At 57.7% G+C, this 13,938-nt stretch carries 13 protein-coding genes and 1 riboswitch; of the genes, 12 read left to right on the forward strand and 1 reads right to left on the reverse strand.

Annotation, left to right across the window (positions count from 1 at the left end):
• From BLW66_RS14770 to BLW66_RS14805, 8 genes are read left to right on the forward strand one after another with little or no spacing between them, the layout of a single operon-like run.
• Window positions 1–876, forward strand: a complete 876-nt coding sequence (locus BLW66_RS14770) for an ABC transporter permease (protein WP_089947928.1) — start codon at window positions 1–3, stop codon at window positions 874–876.
• Entirely contained in the window at window positions 876–1,871 is a 996-nt protein-coding gene (locus tag BLW66_RS14775) for an ABC transporter ATP-binding protein (RefSeq protein ID WP_089947929.1), read from the forward strand. The genes BLW66_RS14770 and BLW66_RS14775 overlap by 1 nt, the downstream gene beginning before the upstream one ends.
• On the forward strand, window positions 1,868–2,902 hold the full coding sequence (locus BLW66_RS14780) for an ABC transporter ATP-binding protein (RefSeq protein ID WP_089947930.1): 1,035 nt from the start codon (window positions 1,868–1,870) through the stop codon (window positions 2,900–2,902). Before BLW66_RS14775 ends, BLW66_RS14780 begins: the two co-directional genes overlap by 4 nt.
• A complete protein-coding gene (locus BLW66_RS14785) occupies window positions 2,899–4,338 on the forward strand; it encodes an ABC transporter substrate-binding protein (RefSeq protein ID WP_089947931.1) in 1,440 nt (479 codons plus the stop codon). Before BLW66_RS14780 ends, BLW66_RS14785 begins: the two co-directional genes overlap by 4 nt.
• Window positions 4,338–5,783 (forward strand): amidohydrolase family protein, encoded by a 1,446-nt coding sequence (locus tag BLW66_RS14790; RefSeq protein ID WP_089947932.1) that lies wholly within the window; start codon window positions 4,338–4,340, stop codon window positions 5,781–5,783. Before BLW66_RS14785 ends, BLW66_RS14790 begins: the two co-directional genes overlap by 1 nt.
• Window positions 5,780–6,439 (forward strand): aspartate/glutamate racemase family protein, encoded by a 660-nt coding sequence (locus BLW66_RS14795; protein ID WP_089947933.1) that lies wholly within the window; start codon window positions 5,780–5,782, stop codon window positions 6,437–6,439. The genes BLW66_RS14790 and BLW66_RS14795 overlap by 4 nt, the downstream gene beginning before the upstream one ends.
• Window positions 6,440–6,448: 9 nt before the next feature.
• Entirely contained in the window at window positions 6,449–7,372 is a 924-nt protein-coding gene (locus BLW66_RS14800) for a dihydrodipicolinate synthase family protein (protein WP_089947934.1), read from the forward strand.
• Window positions 7,372–8,142 (forward strand): SDR family oxidoreductase, encoded by a 771-nt coding sequence (locus BLW66_RS14805; RefSeq protein WP_089947935.1) that lies wholly within the window; start codon window positions 7,372–7,374, stop codon window positions 8,140–8,142. Before BLW66_RS14800 ends, BLW66_RS14805 begins: the two co-directional genes overlap by 1 nt.
• A 25-nt stretch (window positions 8,143–8,167) precedes the next feature.
• Here the strand turns inward: BLW66_RS14805 and BLW66_RS14810 are convergent, their stop codons facing one another.
• Entirely contained in the window at window positions 8,168–9,181 is a 1,014-nt protein-coding gene (locus tag BLW66_RS14810) for a LacI family DNA-binding transcriptional regulator (protein ID WP_244508665.1), read from the reverse strand.
• Window positions 9,182–9,414: 233 nt separating this feature from the next.
• Between BLW66_RS14810 and BLW66_RS14815 the strand changes: the two genes are divergently transcribed.
• The 4 genes from BLW66_RS14815 (at window position 9,415) to ugpC (ending at window position 13,626) form a co-directional block, all read left to right on the forward strand.
• Window positions 9,415–10,722 (forward strand): extracellular solute-binding protein, encoded by a 1,308-nt coding sequence (locus tag BLW66_RS14815; protein WP_089947937.1) that lies wholly within the window; start codon window positions 9,415–9,417, stop codon window positions 10,720–10,722.
• Window positions 10,723–10,795: 73 nt separating this feature from the next.
• Window positions 10,796–11,677, forward strand: a complete 882-nt coding sequence (locus BLW66_RS14820; protein ID WP_089947938.1) for an ABC transporter permease subunit — start codon at window positions 10,796–10,798, stop codon at window positions 11,675–11,677.
• A gap of 10 nt (window positions 11,678–11,687) precedes the next feature.
• On the forward strand, window positions 11,688–12,575 hold the full coding sequence (locus BLW66_RS14825; protein WP_089947939.1) for an ABC transporter permease subunit: 888 nt from the start codon (window positions 11,688–11,690) through the stop codon (window positions 12,573–12,575).
• A 10-nt stretch (window positions 12,576–12,585) separates the two neighbouring features.
• Complete coding sequence (gene ugpC / locus BLW66_RS14830; RefSeq protein ID WP_089947940.1) at window positions 12,586–13,626, forward strand: sn-glycerol-3-phosphate ABC transporter ATP-binding protein UgpC; 1,041 nt, start codon at window positions 12,586–12,588, stop codon at window positions 13,624–13,626.
• A 104-nt stretch (window positions 13,627–13,730) separates the two neighbouring features.
• Window positions 13,731–13,817: riboswitch (glycine riboswitch) on the forward strand.
• Window positions 13,818–13,938: the final 121 nt, after the last annotated feature.

Raw genomic sequence — 13,938 nt, forward strand, 5'->3', positions numbered from 1 at the left:
ATGACGACAGGTTTCCTGAGATCCGAATTCTTTCACAACTACAAACGTAGCACTTCTGCGATTGTCGGAAGCGGGCTTATGCTCTTCTTTGCGGCATGCGTTCTGATTGGGCCGTTTCTTGTGACGCAAAATCCCTACGACATTGCGTCGCTTGATTTGATGGATAGCTACAAGCCACCCATGTGGCTTGAAGGGGGCGATAGTCGCTTCCCACTGGGGACCGACGGGCAGGGCAGGGACGTTTGGGCGTCCATTCTGTATGGCGCACGGATATCAGTGTTTATCGGTCTCGTGGCAATGATCGCGTCCTGCACGATCGGCACGCTGCTTGGTCTCATTGCGGGGTTTTACGGCGGCGTCGTGGATTCCGTCATAATGCGGATCGCAGACATCCAGCTGTCGTTCCCGTCGATCCTGATCGCGCTGTTCTTGATGTCGGCAGTTGGCACCGGAGTGGACAAGGTTCTGATCGCTTTGACGGCGGTGGGCTGGGTTGTCTATGCGCGCACCGTGCGCGGCTCGACGTTATCCGAGATCGAAAAGGAATACGTGCAAGCCGCCAAGGTCGCCGGATTGCCGAACCATAAAATCATCCGCAAGCACGTGCTTCCGAACGTTCTGACACCGCTGATTGTCATCGCGACAATTCAAGTCGGCACATTCGTTCTGATTGAAGCATCGCTTAGTTTTCTGGGGGTCGGCGTGCCGATAACGCAGCCATCTTTAGGGCTGCTGATTAAGAACGGCTTTGACGTTTTGTTCAGCGGGCTGTGGTGGACGTCGGTCTTCCCTGGGTTCGCGATCATGACGCTGGTCTTCGGCATCAACCTGTTTGGTGACTTCTTGCGCGATGAATTGAATCCGAGGCTCAAATGATGACGAATGACACACAAAACCCGCTGCTGGCGGTGCGCGATCTGCGGACGTATTTTCACACGTTTTCCGGCACCGTGAAGGCGGTCAATGGCGTCAGCTTCGAGATAGGCGAAGGCGAGGTGATGGGGCTTGTTGGGGAAAGTGGTGGCGGTAAGTCGGTCGTCGGCTTCTCCGTCCTTGGCCTTATCGACGAACCCGGTAAAATCGAGGGCGGGGAAATATTGCTGGACGGCCAAGACCTTGTGACGGCCGGTGAAGATCGGCTGCGCGAGGTGCGCGGGCGCGAGATATCAATGGTCTTTCAAGACCCGATGACATCACTCAACCCACTGCACACGGTCGGTCGCCAGATGGATGAGGTCTTGCGGTTACACACGAAGCTGGACGCGGATGCCCGCCATCAGGCGTGCGTAGAGATGCTAGAGAGTGTTGGGATCAGTCAGGCCGCCGAGCGGTTGAAGGCGTTCCCGCACCAGTTCTCTGGCGGGATGCGTCAACGCGTGGTCATTGCGATCGCCCTTCTGGCGCGGCCACGTCTGATCATTGCGGATGAGCCGACGACGGCGCTTGATGTGACGATCCAAAGCCAAATCCTGAAACTGATGCGTCAGCAGATCGCGGATAAAGGCGCGTCGATGATCCTGATCACCCACGATCTTGCCGTCGTGTCCGAGATGGCAGATCACATTACCGTCCTTTACTGTGGCAACGTGGTGGAGCGTGGCAAAACCCGCGACCTGATCGAAACGCCGTCTCACCCTTACACGCGTGGCCTGATCGACAGCATTCCCGACACCGCCCATCGCCACGATAGGTTGATGCAAATTCCAGGCTCCGTGCCTGATATTCGCAACCTGCCCAAGGGCTGTAATTTCCGTGATCGTTGCCCCCGCGCGCAGGCGCTCTGTGCGCAGCAAGAGCCCGTTTTGACCAAGCAGCACGCGACCCTATGGGCGGCCTGCCACTATCCACTCAAGCCGGGAGAAACCGCATGAATACCAGCAACACCCCCATGCTTGAGGTGCGTGATTTGAAGATGCATTTCCCGATTGGGGGCGGCTTCTTCAACCGGCTGAAGCTAGGAGGCAAGGGTGTTCGGCTCGAAAATCCAGTGGTGCAAGCGGTCAACGGGGTCAGCTTCAAGATCGGACGCGGCGAGATCATGGCGTTGGTCGGCGAAAGCGGTTGTGGCAAATCAACGGTCGCCAAGACCATAGCGCGCATCCACAAACCCACTTCCGGCGAGGTGCGGATCGAGGGCGAGGACATCGCGGGCTACGGCTTCGCAGAAATGCTGCCGGTTCGTGCTAAGATGCAGATGATTTTTCAAGACCCCTACGCGTCGCTTAACCCGCGTCAACGCGTCCGCGATATCGTGGCGGAGCCTTTGCTAGAGCAAACCAAAACCGCCCAAGGTCGCAAGGATGTGCCCGCGCGGATTGAGGCATTGTTGGCGAAAGTTGGCCTGAACTCGGAACACGCGGGTCGCTACCCACATCAGTTCTCTGGCGGTCAGCGCCAAAGGATCGGCATCGCCCGTGCATTGTCGGTAACCCCCGGCTTGATCGTCGCGGATGAACCAGTGTCGGCTTTAGACGTGTCGATTCAGGCGCAAATCTTGAACCTTATGAAAGACCTGCGCGACGAGTTTGGCCTAGCCTATCTGTTCATCAGCCATGACCTGTCGGTCGTGCACCACATCGCGGACCGTGTTGGGGTGATGTATCTGGGCTCAATGGTAGAGAACGCACCGCGTGATGTGCTGTTCGCCAAGCCGCGTCACCCCTACACCCGCGCGCTGCTTTCGGCGGCCCCCAGCATCAAAGAGAAGCGGGACAAAGAGGAGATCGTTTTGTCTGGCGAGGTGCCATCGGCGCTCAACCTGCCATCGGGATGCTGCTTTAGAACACGTTGTCCGTTTGCGTGGGACCGCTGCGCGCGCGAGCGCCCCGCGCTGCAAGATGTCGGCGACGATCAAACGGTCGCCTGCCACCTGATAGACGAACCGGAAAGGGACACCGCATGACCGTGATTGCACAGGCGCGGTTGGGTATTCACGACCCACATGACTGCACAGATGCCAACGACGAGCTAACAATTTTGCACGCTGTATACGACACGTTGGTGCGGCGCGTTGGGCAAAGGTTCGTGCCCCATTTGGCGCAGCGTTGGACCGTGTCGGAAGACGCGCGGACATGGGTGTTCCACCTGCACCCCGGCGTTAAATTTCATGACGGGACAGACTGCGACGCGGATGCGGTGGCACTCTGTTTGCAACGCATGGCGCGTGAAGACAAAGGCTACACCTTGGGGGCACCGGCGGTTTGGCGGCAGTTCTTGAAGGACGCGGTGCTTGATGTCATCGACGCTGAAACGATCCGCGTAACGCTGGCGGAACCAATGGCCGACCTACTGGACGTGCTAGAGCAGGGTTTCATCGTCGCACCGTCCGCCTTCGCGGCGCTTGATGCGAAGGATTACACCGCGCAAATTGGGTCGGGTCCCTACAAGCTTGTGTCGATTTCCGACACCGAGATTTCAGCGACGCGCGTGAACAACCATTTTGCGGGTGAGCCTGCAAACGCGACGGTTTCGTGGCGGTTGGTCCCAGATGCGGCGGCGCGGCTGTCTCTTCTGGAGCGCGGCGAGGTGCAAGTCGCCAATACGTTGGATTTTGAGGCTTCGCGCGCTTTGGGTGATATGCGGCACGAGTTCCTGTCTCCTGTGGCGATCATTTACCTTTTGAACGCGGCTAAAGGCCCGCTTGCTGACGGGCGCGTCCGTCGCGCACTCAGCCTTGCGGTGGACCGTGACGCGATCGTGCAGACGGTCATGGCGGGCGCGGCGCAGCCCTTGCGCGGGTTCGTCAGCCCTAATCACTACGGCTCTGGTCACGGCGCGGGGGGCGACGCCCAGATGGACCGCACCCAAGCGCGCGCGCTGCTGGTGGAGGCAGGGTTCGGCGATGGCTTAACGCTTGAGGTTGATTGCCCGACCCGCTTGCCCGATGAAGCACAACGTTTGACTGCTGCCCTTGCGGATCAACTGAACGCCGTTGGTATAACGCTAAATGTTCACATCCATCCGGAGCGCGAGGATTATGCGCATATGGTGCGTCGCAAGGAAATTCGAGATCTTTGTGTTTTCGATTCCAGCCCCATGAGCACCTACCGCGTTCTTTATGAAAAGATCGACGCGCGTATCGCGGGATCATGGTGGCAGGGCTATCATAACCCCGCTGTCGAGGCCCTAATTGATGAGGGGCGCGCCACACCCGACAGCGACGCACGGTCCGATATTTGGCAAAAGGCCTATACGCTGTTGCAGGAGGATCCTGCGTGGTTGACGCTTTATAACCCCATCCGTGTGATCGGCGTGGCTGGCGATCACCCCGGCTTTGTCATGCCCGCCGACGGTGTGATTGACGTGGCTCGATTGCCCGCACTTGAAGGGGCCGCGTGATGCAGGCTGATACACTTTTGATCGGGGGGCATATCATCACCATGGACCCCGCCCGTCGCATACTTGAGAACGGGGCCGTGGCCATCGCTGATGGCAAGATCGTAGCACTCGGTGACGCTGCACAGATGCGTAAAACTGTTCGGGCGGAACAGGTGTTGGATTATAGCGACCATGTCGTGTTTCCGGGCTTGATTGATGTGCATGCCCACGCCGGGCATGGTTTGGTCAAGACGATCGGGATGCATGGCGGCGACCGCTGGGAAGACATTTGCGGCGAAGTCTACACTCAAGCGTCCCCACCTGAATTTTGGTACGTGGAGGCGCGGCTGGCGGCGCTGGAGCGCCTACGCTTCGGTGTAACTACGGGCGTGTCGCTGCTAGGCGGTGGCGACACGATCATGCGTACCGATCAGCCCGAGTACGCGGCTGCGCATTGTCGCGGTGTGAGTGAGGTCGGTACGCGCAGTGTTGTCGCCGTCGGCCCAACCCGCGCGCCCCATCCGCAGACCTATGGCAGTTGGACGGGCGGCCAGCGCACCGATTACCCCGTGACTTTCGAGCAGCAGTTGAAGACTTGCCAACAAATTGTCACCGACTGGCACGGCGCTCATGAGGGGCGCATCAACATCGCCATGCTTTATCCCGTTTTGCGCGACGAGCACGAACGCGACATGAGCCCCACTGACTATCAGACGGCCTGTGAGCAAGCGGAGATCGTGCGCAAATATGCGCGTGAGATGGGGCTAACCTTCACGCAGGACGGCCATTGGCGCGGCTCCATCCGCCGGGCTGAAAAGCTGGGACTGTTGGGTCCGGATACGTTGCTGTCGCACTGCATTGACTTACACGAAGACGAGATCGCGCTGGTTGCTAAAACCAGCACGAAGATCGCGCATAATCCGTCCGCGAATGCGTCCATCATGGGCCGATGTCCAGCTACGGAAATGATGGCGGCAGGGGCTTGCGTTGCTCTGGGATCCGATGCGACCGCACCGGACCGCTCCGGCGATATGTTCCGGCATATGCAGCAAGCGATGCATTACCACCGCACGCACTTTTCCGATGCCAGCGTGCTGCCGATTGGTAAGGTGCTGGACATGTGCACAATCAGCGGCGCCAAGGCGCTTGGACAGGAAGGCTGCATTGGCTCGCTAGAGGTTGGTAAGCAAGCAGACATCGTAACCGTCGATATGCGCCGCCCGCATCTCTACCCGCCCAATATGGTCGCGCATCGCTTGGTTTGTTTTGCGAATGGTAACGACGTCACCAACGTCATTATTGGCGGGGAGCTGGTGCTAGAGGATGGCAAGGCCACCCGCGTACGTGAGGCCGAAATCATGGCTGACGCAGCGGCGCAAGCGCAGTTGATGATTGAACGTATCGGAGCGCAGGGCGATCTTGCGCTGCCCAGCGATTTTTGGGGACGGGAGGGGCAATCGTCATGACGATATATGTGGTTAATCCAAATAGCAGCCAGCATGTGACCGACGGTATAGATAAGGCTATCGACCCGATGCGGGCGGCAAGTTTAGTGCCAATTGAGGCGCGCACCTTGACGCAAGGCCCTCCAGGTATCGAGACACAGGCGCATGTGGATGGCGTGGTCGCACCGTTGCTGGAGCATTGCGCGGCATTCGAGAATGACGCCAGCGCGTTTGTCGTGGCCTGTTATTCTGATCCAGGTCTCGCGGCACTAAGGGAGCAATCCGCCCGTCCAGTAATCGGTATTGCGGAGGCGTCAATTCTTACTGCGATGACTTTCGGCCAGCGCTTCGGGATTATCTCGATCTTGTCCAAAAGCGTGCCGCGCCACATGCGTTACGTTGGTGCGATGGGGGTTATGGATCGGCTCGCGGCAGACCTGCCGCTTGAGTTGGGCGTGCTGGAACTGGCAGACGAAACCCGCACCTTCGAGAGACTAAAAGCAGTGGGTGAGGCCCTGCGCGACACTGCAATGGCGGATGTGGTCATTCTTGGTTGCGCGGGTATGACGGCTTTTCGAACAGACTTGGAACAGCATTTGGGTCTTCCGGTAATCGAACCTTGTCAGGCGGCTGTTGCGATGGCCATCGGCCAAGTGGCTCTTCAAACGACACGTTAGGAAATTTATATGACACAGCTTACTCCCGACGCCTCCGGCGTATTCGTTATCGCGGTGACCCCATTTACGCCCGATGGGGGCATTGACTTTGAGAGTTGCGACAAGATGGTAGATTTCTACCTTGATGTGGGCGCCACGGGCCTAACGGTTCTCGGAATGATGGGGGAGGCGCCAAAGCTCACCGTTGAAGAATCCCGCGATGTCGTTGCACGAATTTTGGCCCGCGTGAACGGTCGTGTGCCGGTCGTTGTGGGCGTCTCCGCGCCCGGCTTTGCGCAGATCGAGACCCTGACCAAGATGGTGATGGACCTTGGGGCGGCAGGGGTCATGATCGCGCCGCCATCGTCGCTACGCACGGATGATCAAATTGTTAATTACTACACTCAGGTTGCCGCGCTAATCGGTGATGTGCCGTTCGTGTTGCAGGATTTCCCGCTGGTGACGGGGGTGCAGATGGCATCCAAAGTGATCGCGCGCATCGCAAATGACGTGCCGACTTGCGTCTGTCTGAAGCACGAAGACTGGCCCGGGCTGGAAAAGATTTCGACGCTGCGCGCGGACGGGGTGCTGAACAAGCGTATCTCGATCCTTTGCGGCAACGGTGGCCTGTTCCTGCCCGAAGAAATGGCGCGCGGTGCCGACGGTGCAATGACCGGATTTGCCTATCCGGAAATGATGGTCAGCGTGGTGGAGCACTATAACCGAGGCGACGTGGAGCGGGGGCAAGACATCTTCAACGCCTACCTGCCACTTGCGCGGTTTGAGCAGCAGCCGGGAATGGGGCTCGCTATTCGCAAGTACGCATTGGCGAAACGCGGCGTCATTGCACATGACGCGCTGCGTAAACCCGGCGCCGGGTTATCGAAAGAAAGCCGGGTAGAGGTCGACAGGCTTATTGCGCGGCAAGAGAAACGACTGAAGGAGCTTGGTTAATGGAACTTGAAATAGGCGGAAAACGCGCGCTCGTCTTGGGGGCCAGCCGTGGCCTAGGCATGGCGATTGCAAAGTCATTGGCGAGTGAGGGTGTCACGGTGTTCGCCGCCGCGCGGAGCCACGACAAGATTGTGGACTGGGCGAAAGGCATGGACAACGTGCATCCCGTTCAGCTCGACCTGAGCAAGCTTGACGAGGTCGACAGCGTCGTTGACACGCTGCTGAAAGATGGCGGCGTCGATATCATCGTGAACAATAGTGGCGGGCCGCCCCCCGGCACCGCGCAAGCTGCGGATCGCGGCACTTGGCTCGCGCATTTCGAAGCGATGGCCGCCAATCTGTTCCACTTGAACACCCGCCTCCTGCCTTCGATGAAAGAGCGCAAGTGGGGGCGCATCGTGTCGATCACGTCTTCAGGTGTGGAGCAACCTATTCCAAACCTTGCCGTGTCCAACGGCATCCGCGGGGCGGTTGTTGGGTGGTCCAAAACGCTGGCAAATGAAGTTGCGGGCGACGGGATCACCGTCAATGTTGTCATGCCTGGGCGCATTCATACTCAACGAGTGGACGAGTTGGACGCGGCTGCGGCCAAGCGTACCGACACCGACATCGCCGATGTATCGGCCAAGTCCCGTGCAACGATCCCAGCCGGACGCTATGGCAAGCCTGAAGAATTCGCGGACGTCGTAACGTTTTTGGCGTCACAGCGTGCGTCTTACGTGACTGGTTCCCGCATCCGCATTGATGGCGGGTCGATCAAGTCGATCTGAGGGACCTGTAGACCTGTGCGCCACTTTAATGGGTGGCGCGCAGGACCAGCTGTGTATCAATAAATACCGTTTCGCTTTGCTTTCCGGGAGTGGCAAGTCGCCGTTCTAGCAGGTTGAGTATTTCGGTGACGGAGGCGTCAATCGGGTTACGCACTGTGGTAAGATCAAACATCGGCCAACTGGCCATGGAGATGTCATCGAAGCCCACCACTGACAAATCTTTAGGAACCGCCAGCCCCATCTCCCGTGCTGCGGTCAACGCGCCAATTGCCATAGCGTCGTTGGCGCAGATCAGCGCGTCAATGGCGTGGGAGCTCAGCAGTTGTTTTGCGCTCGAATGCCCACCAGCGACCGTGTAGTCGCCCAAGCTTTCTGCAACAAGTGAAAGCCCCGCTGCTTTCAAGGCCTCAAGCACCCCGCCTTTACGAATCGCCGAGGAGTAGAAATCTGCAGGACCAGCCAAAAAACCGAAGCGAGTTCTGCCCTGCCTGATCAAGGTTTCAGTCATCTCTTTGGTGCCGTCCGAGTGCCTGCAGCAGACATTGTCTACGTCTGGCGCTTCAATGGGGCGACCGGATGATATCATCGGAATCGCGTATTTCGTGCACTGGCTGACGATATCTGCCGACATGCTGCCCCCGCGCAGGATAAGGGCGTCCAGCGGATAGCGAAGCACGTCTTCAATCGCGGTTGCGGCCCGTTGACCGCCGCCATCAATGAGAATCGGCCACTTGTTCAAGGCGTTCAATTCGCCGACCAACTGGCCGACAAACGCGGTGTCGTAAGGGCTGCGCATGTCGCCAACGAAGATCGCAACCAGATGCGATCTACCGCCTTGCAAACCTGCTGCGAGGGCATTGGGTTTGTAGCCCAAAATTGCGGCTACTTCGCGGATTTTAGTGCGCTTTTTATCGTCAAGGTAAGCCCCGTCGGTGAATGCGCGCGAGACGGCGGAGCGGGACACGCCTGCGGCCTCTGCAACCATTCGAGCTGTCACGCGGCGGGGCCGCTGGCCATGGACGGGGATGTAATCGCTCACGCCAGACCTGTCCTATTCCTGAGGGGGATTTGTCAAGATTGTCGTAAATGTTTCGTCGAACTGTCACACAGCGCGGCTAGGTGAACACGTGTGCACACCGTGCATGCCTCGGGAAGGGGCGTGACCCTTCTCATTGTTACAGCCGCATGGGGCAGGTGCCCCGAAACCAACTGCATATGCAAACCCCGTGCGCGTGCACCCCACGGGTACAGATTTAAATCTGGAGGACAGATATGAAAGCTTTCAAAATTACCACGGCTGCCGCCGCTTTCGCACTCATGGCGAATGCGTCTTTCGCCGCGACAGAAATTAGCTGGTGGCACGCTATGGGCGGCGCTCTTGGCGATACCGTCAACCAGCTGGCCGAGGACTTCAATGCGAGCCAAAGCGATTACAAAATCACGCCAGTATTCAAAGGCACTTATGAGGAAGCGTTGACGGCTGGGATCGCCGCCTTCCGTGCGGGCGAGCAGCCAAACGTCTTGCAGGTGTTCGATGCCGGTGCCGCCACTGTTATTGGTGCAAAAGGGGCGACCGTTCCGGTCCAAGACCTGCTCGTTGACAACGGAGCCGACTTCGACATCAACGATTACATTTCCGGTGTGCGTTACTTCTACGCGGACAGCGATGGCAAGATGATCGGCATGCCGTTCAACTCCTCGTCGCCAATCATGTATTACAACGTGCAAGCGTTGGAAAAGGCCGGTGTGACCGCGCCTAAAACATGGGAAGAGTTTCAGACAGTCACGGCCCCTGCTTTGAAAGATGCGGGCTACACTGCGTTGTCGCAATCGCACCTGCCGTGGATTTTCACTGAGAACTTCATGTCCCGCCACGATCTGCCGTTTGCCACGAACGACAACGGCTACGAGGGCGCAGAGGGTACAAAAATTCTGGTGAACAACGACGCCATCAAGAACCACTTCACCGCGGTAACGGACTGGCAGAAGAACGGCTATTTTGAGTGGTTCGGCACTGGCTGGGGCGACAACCAAACCCCGTTTGAAGAAGGCAAAGTGGCGATCTGGCTTGGCTCCTCCGGCTCGTTCGGTGGTCTGGCCAAAAAAGGCCTGCCGTTTGATTTCTCCGCGACTTACCTCCCATATTGGGAAGCCGTCACGACTGAGCCTAAGCAGACCTTCATCGGTGGTGCATCCTTGTTCGCAATGGCTGGGAAAAGCCCTGAAGAGAACAAAGCAACCGCCGCGTTCTTCGAGTTCCTGACCAAGCCCGAGACACAGTATTTCTGGCACCAGGAAACCGGTTACGTACCGATCACGGAAGCCGCTTATGAGATGGCCAAAGCTGATGGCCACTACGACCGCGCACCGGCGGCCGAAACCGGCATCTTGCAGCTGTCCTTGCCAGCAGGTGAGAACACCAAGGGCTACCGGATGGGCTTCTATGTACAGATCCGTGATGTGATGAACCGCGAATACGGCCGCATCCTGACCGGAGAAACGTCCGTAGAGGATGCCTTCGCGAACATTGAAGAAGAGGCCAACGGCCTGCTCGCTCGCTTCGCCAAAACGCAGAACTAAACGTTTCCCACACAATGCCATCGGCGGTCGCAGCACTTGCGGCCGCCATTTCGTTCCGACAGGAGGCCCCCCTTTGAAACGCGCCGGATTCACCACCCGATGGCTGCCCATTTTGCTGCTTTTGCCGCAATTGCTGATCATCGCGGTTTTCTTTTATTGGCCCGCAGTTCACGCGGTACAGTCATCCTTCTTCTTGCAAGACCCCTTTGGCTTCGGCTCCAGCTTCGTCGGGTTGGACAATTACAGGGACCTTGCAGGCAGTGGAGAATACATCAAAATCGCGCGTTTCACGCTGCTCTTCACCGTGCTTGTAACCTTCTTTTCGCTAGGTTTGGCGCTGCTGCTGGCGGTTAAGGCTGACAATGTTATCCGTGGCGCCAGATCGTACCGTACCTTGCTGATGTGGGTCTACGCTGTGGCCCCGCCCGTCGCGGGCTTTATCGGCTTGCTCATGTTCAACCAAAGCTGGGGGCCACTGACCGAGATGGCGCGCGCCATCGGCTGGGACTTCAAGCTGGGTGTGAACTTCAACGATACCGCCACAGCGATGGTAATTGTGTCGGTCTGGAAGCAGGTACCGGTCAACTTCATTTTCTTCCTGTCCGGATTGCAGTCTATCCCTAAATCGGTGCGCGAGGCCGCGTTGATCGATAACCGCTCCGCTGTTGGCCGCTTTTGGGATGTGACCTTTCCGTTGCTGGCACCGACTGGCTTTTTCCTGCTGATCATCAACATCACCTACGCGCTGTTTGATACCTTTGGGATTATCGACACGCTGGTGAAGGGAGAGCCAGGAAATAACCCGATGACCTTGGTTTACAAGGTCTACGTCGACGGCTTTCGCGGCAATGATCTGGGCGGCTCGTCAGCCCAATCAGTTGTGCTGATGGTGCTTGTCCTTGCCTTAACCGTATTCCAGTTCCGCTTGATCGAGCGGCGCATCCATTACACGTGAGGACGCGATAATGACTGACATATCACAAGACCCGCACGCCACACCCGCCCGCCGCATAAAATGGGGCAGGGTACTGGATCATGCGATCTTGATCGTCGGATCTCTGTTCATGCTCATCCCACTGTTGGTCGTGCTGCAAACCACGACGACCACGGATATCGAGACGATAAAGAACGGTCCAGAATTGTTAATCGGCACACAGTTCGATGACAACTTCATGAAGGCGATGTTCAAGGCGTCGGGCTTCTCGGGCGAAAATACTGGGACGTCGATGTTGATTAACTCGATGATCCTAGGCCTTGGGTTTGCGCTTGGTAAAATCGTGATCGGCATGATGGCGGCCTACGCGCTGGTTTACTTTCGCCTGCGCTTCGCCACCTTCGCGTTCTGGTTAATCTTCACGACGTTGTTGCTTCCGCTGGAGGTGCGCATTCTGCCGTCTTATGAGATTGCGCAAAAGCTTAGCCTGCTGAACACCTATACGGGATTGATCGTTCCGCTGATTGCGTCCGCCACGGCGACGTTCTTCTTTCGCCAGTATTTCCGGTCTGTCCCCGAAGAGTTGGTGGAGGCCGCGCGCATTGACGGGGCAGGACCGGTCAAATTCTTCATAGATATCTTGGTGCCTTTGTCTCAAACAATGATCGCCGCGATGTTCATCATCATGTTTGTCTTTGGCTGGAACCAGTATCTCTGGCCCACAATGGTGACGACAGAGGAAGGTATGTACACGCTGGTGCGCGGCATCAAGCAACTGACGCAAGACCTTGAAGGCACCAACATCCCCGAATACGGACGAGCAAATATGCTCGCCCTCATAGCGATCCTGCCACCTGTGGCAGTCGTGATTTTCTTCCAGAGCTGGTTCGTCAAGGGACTGACGGAATCGGATAAGTAAGGACGCAAAAATGGCGCAAATTTCCCTACAGAACCTTCGCAAAATCTACCCCAACGGCTTCGAGGCGGTGCAGCCGACGAACTTTGATATTGCGGATGGCGAGTTTGTGGTGCTCGTCGGACCGTCCGGCTGCGGCAAGTCCACGCTTCTACGCATGGTCGCTGGACTGGAGGACATCACAGAAGGTTCCTTGTCTATCAACGGGCGGCAGGTGAACAATGTCGACCCCGCAGACCGTGACATCGCGATGGTGTTTCAGAACTACGCGCTCTACCCGCATATGACGGTACGCAAGAATATCGGCTACGGGTTGAAGAACCGCAAAACCGCGCCCGCCGAGATTGAGGCCAAGGTGCAAGAGGCAGCAAAGATGTTGAACCTTGTGGAATACCTAGACCGCAAGCCCAGCCAGCTTTCGGGCGGCCAGCGTCAGCGTGTTGCCATGGGGCGCGCAGTGGTCCGCGACCCTGCGCTGTTCTTATTTGATGAGCCTCTGTCAAACCTTGATGCGAAGCTGCGTCATCAAATGCGGATCGAGATCAAGTCCTTGCAACGCCGCCTTGGTGTGACGTCAATCTATGTGACCCACGATCAGGTCGAGGCGATGACCATGGCCGACAGGATCATTGTTCTGAACGGGGGGCAGATCGAGCAAATCGGAACGCCCGCGGAAATTTACCACGCACCCGCCTCAACCTTCGTGGCAAGCTTCATGGGCGCTCCGCCGATGAACCTAGTTGAGGGACGCCTGGACACCGGTCAGGTAATGATCGGAGACGGCATCGCCCTCGGAAACGCAGAAGGCACGGGCCCTGTCACTGTGGGCATCCGTCCCGAAGACGTTGAACTTAACGATCAAGGCAGCCTTATGTTCACGGTCGATTTGGTCGAAGAGTTAGGCGCGCACCGGTTGCTCCACGGGCGGTTGGCGGGGCAGCCGTTTACCGTTCACGTCGGGAAAGAGGTCGTTGTCGGTGCCGGTGATGCTGCCGTGAACATCAAACCAGATTCAATACGCTTGTTCGACGTTGAGACAGGTGCCGCGCGGTGAGCAGTGGCGGGTCAATATGAGCCGCCACGCGTAGGCTCTTGACTCGTACAGCATTCAACTGTCATTTGGCCGTGCTTGGCTGGAGCACATGCTTCGGTCATCGCGCAGTTACGTCGGGAGAACCAGCTTGTCTGGTGCCGAAGGAGCAACCGCCCCGGAAACTCTCAGGCCAAAGGGACCGACGCAACAGATAAGGATCTGGAGAGAGGTGTTAGATCACCCGCCGAAGGGATAGCGATCTCAGGCAAAAGGACAGAGTGGGCATCATGCGTGTGGGGACACCACGCGTTCTTTGGTGCCGGACGCTGTGCA

Source organism: Litoreibacter albidus (assembly GCF_900107015.1).
In the GTDB taxonomy this organism is placed as follows: Bacteria; Pseudomonadota; Alphaproteobacteria; order Rhodobacterales; family Rhodobacteraceae; genus Litoreibacter; species Litoreibacter albidus.

Excerpts from the sequence above, each read along its gene's own strand:
- ugpC (WP_089947940.1), top strand. The coding sequence starts at position 12,586 with ATGGCGCAAATTTCCCTACAGAACCTTCGCAAAATCTACCCCAACGGC.
- BLW66_RS14775 (WP_089947929.1), top strand. The coding sequence starts at position 876 with ATGACGAATGACACACAAAACCCGCTGCTGGCGGTGCGCGATCTGCGG.
- BLW66_RS14780 (WP_089947930.1), top strand. The coding sequence starts at position 1,868 with ATGAATACCAGCAACACCCCCATGCTTGAGGTGCGTGATTTGAAGATG.
- BLW66_RS14805 (WP_089947935.1), top strand. The coding sequence starts at position 7,372 with ATGGAACTTGAAATAGGCGGAAAACGCGCGCTCGTCTTGGGGGCCAGC.
- BLW66_RS14800 (WP_089947934.1), top strand. The coding sequence starts at position 6,449 with ATGACACAGCTTACTCCCGACGCCTCCGGCGTATTCGTTATCGCGGTG.
- BLW66_RS14770 (WP_089947928.1), top strand. The coding sequence starts at position 1 with ATGACGACAGGTTTCCTGAGATCCGAATTCTTTCACAACTACAAACGT.
- BLW66_RS14815 (WP_089947937.1), top strand. The coding sequence starts at position 9,415 with ATGAAAGCTTTCAAAATTACCACGGCTGCCGCCGCTTTCGCACTCATG.
- BLW66_RS14825 (WP_089947939.1), top strand. The coding sequence starts at position 11,688 with ATGACTGACATATCACAAGACCCGCACGCCACACCCGCCCGCCGCATA.
- BLW66_RS14785 (WP_089947931.1), top strand. The coding sequence starts at position 2,899 with ATGACCGTGATTGCACAGGCGCGGTTGGGTATTCACGACCCACATGAC.
- BLW66_RS14790 (WP_089947932.1), top strand. The coding sequence starts at position 4,338 with ATGCAGGCTGATACACTTTTGATCGGGGGGCATATCATCACCATGGAC.
- BLW66_RS14795 (WP_089947933.1), top strand. The coding sequence starts at position 5,780 with ATGACGATATATGTGGTTAATCCAAATAGCAGCCAGCATGTGACCGAC.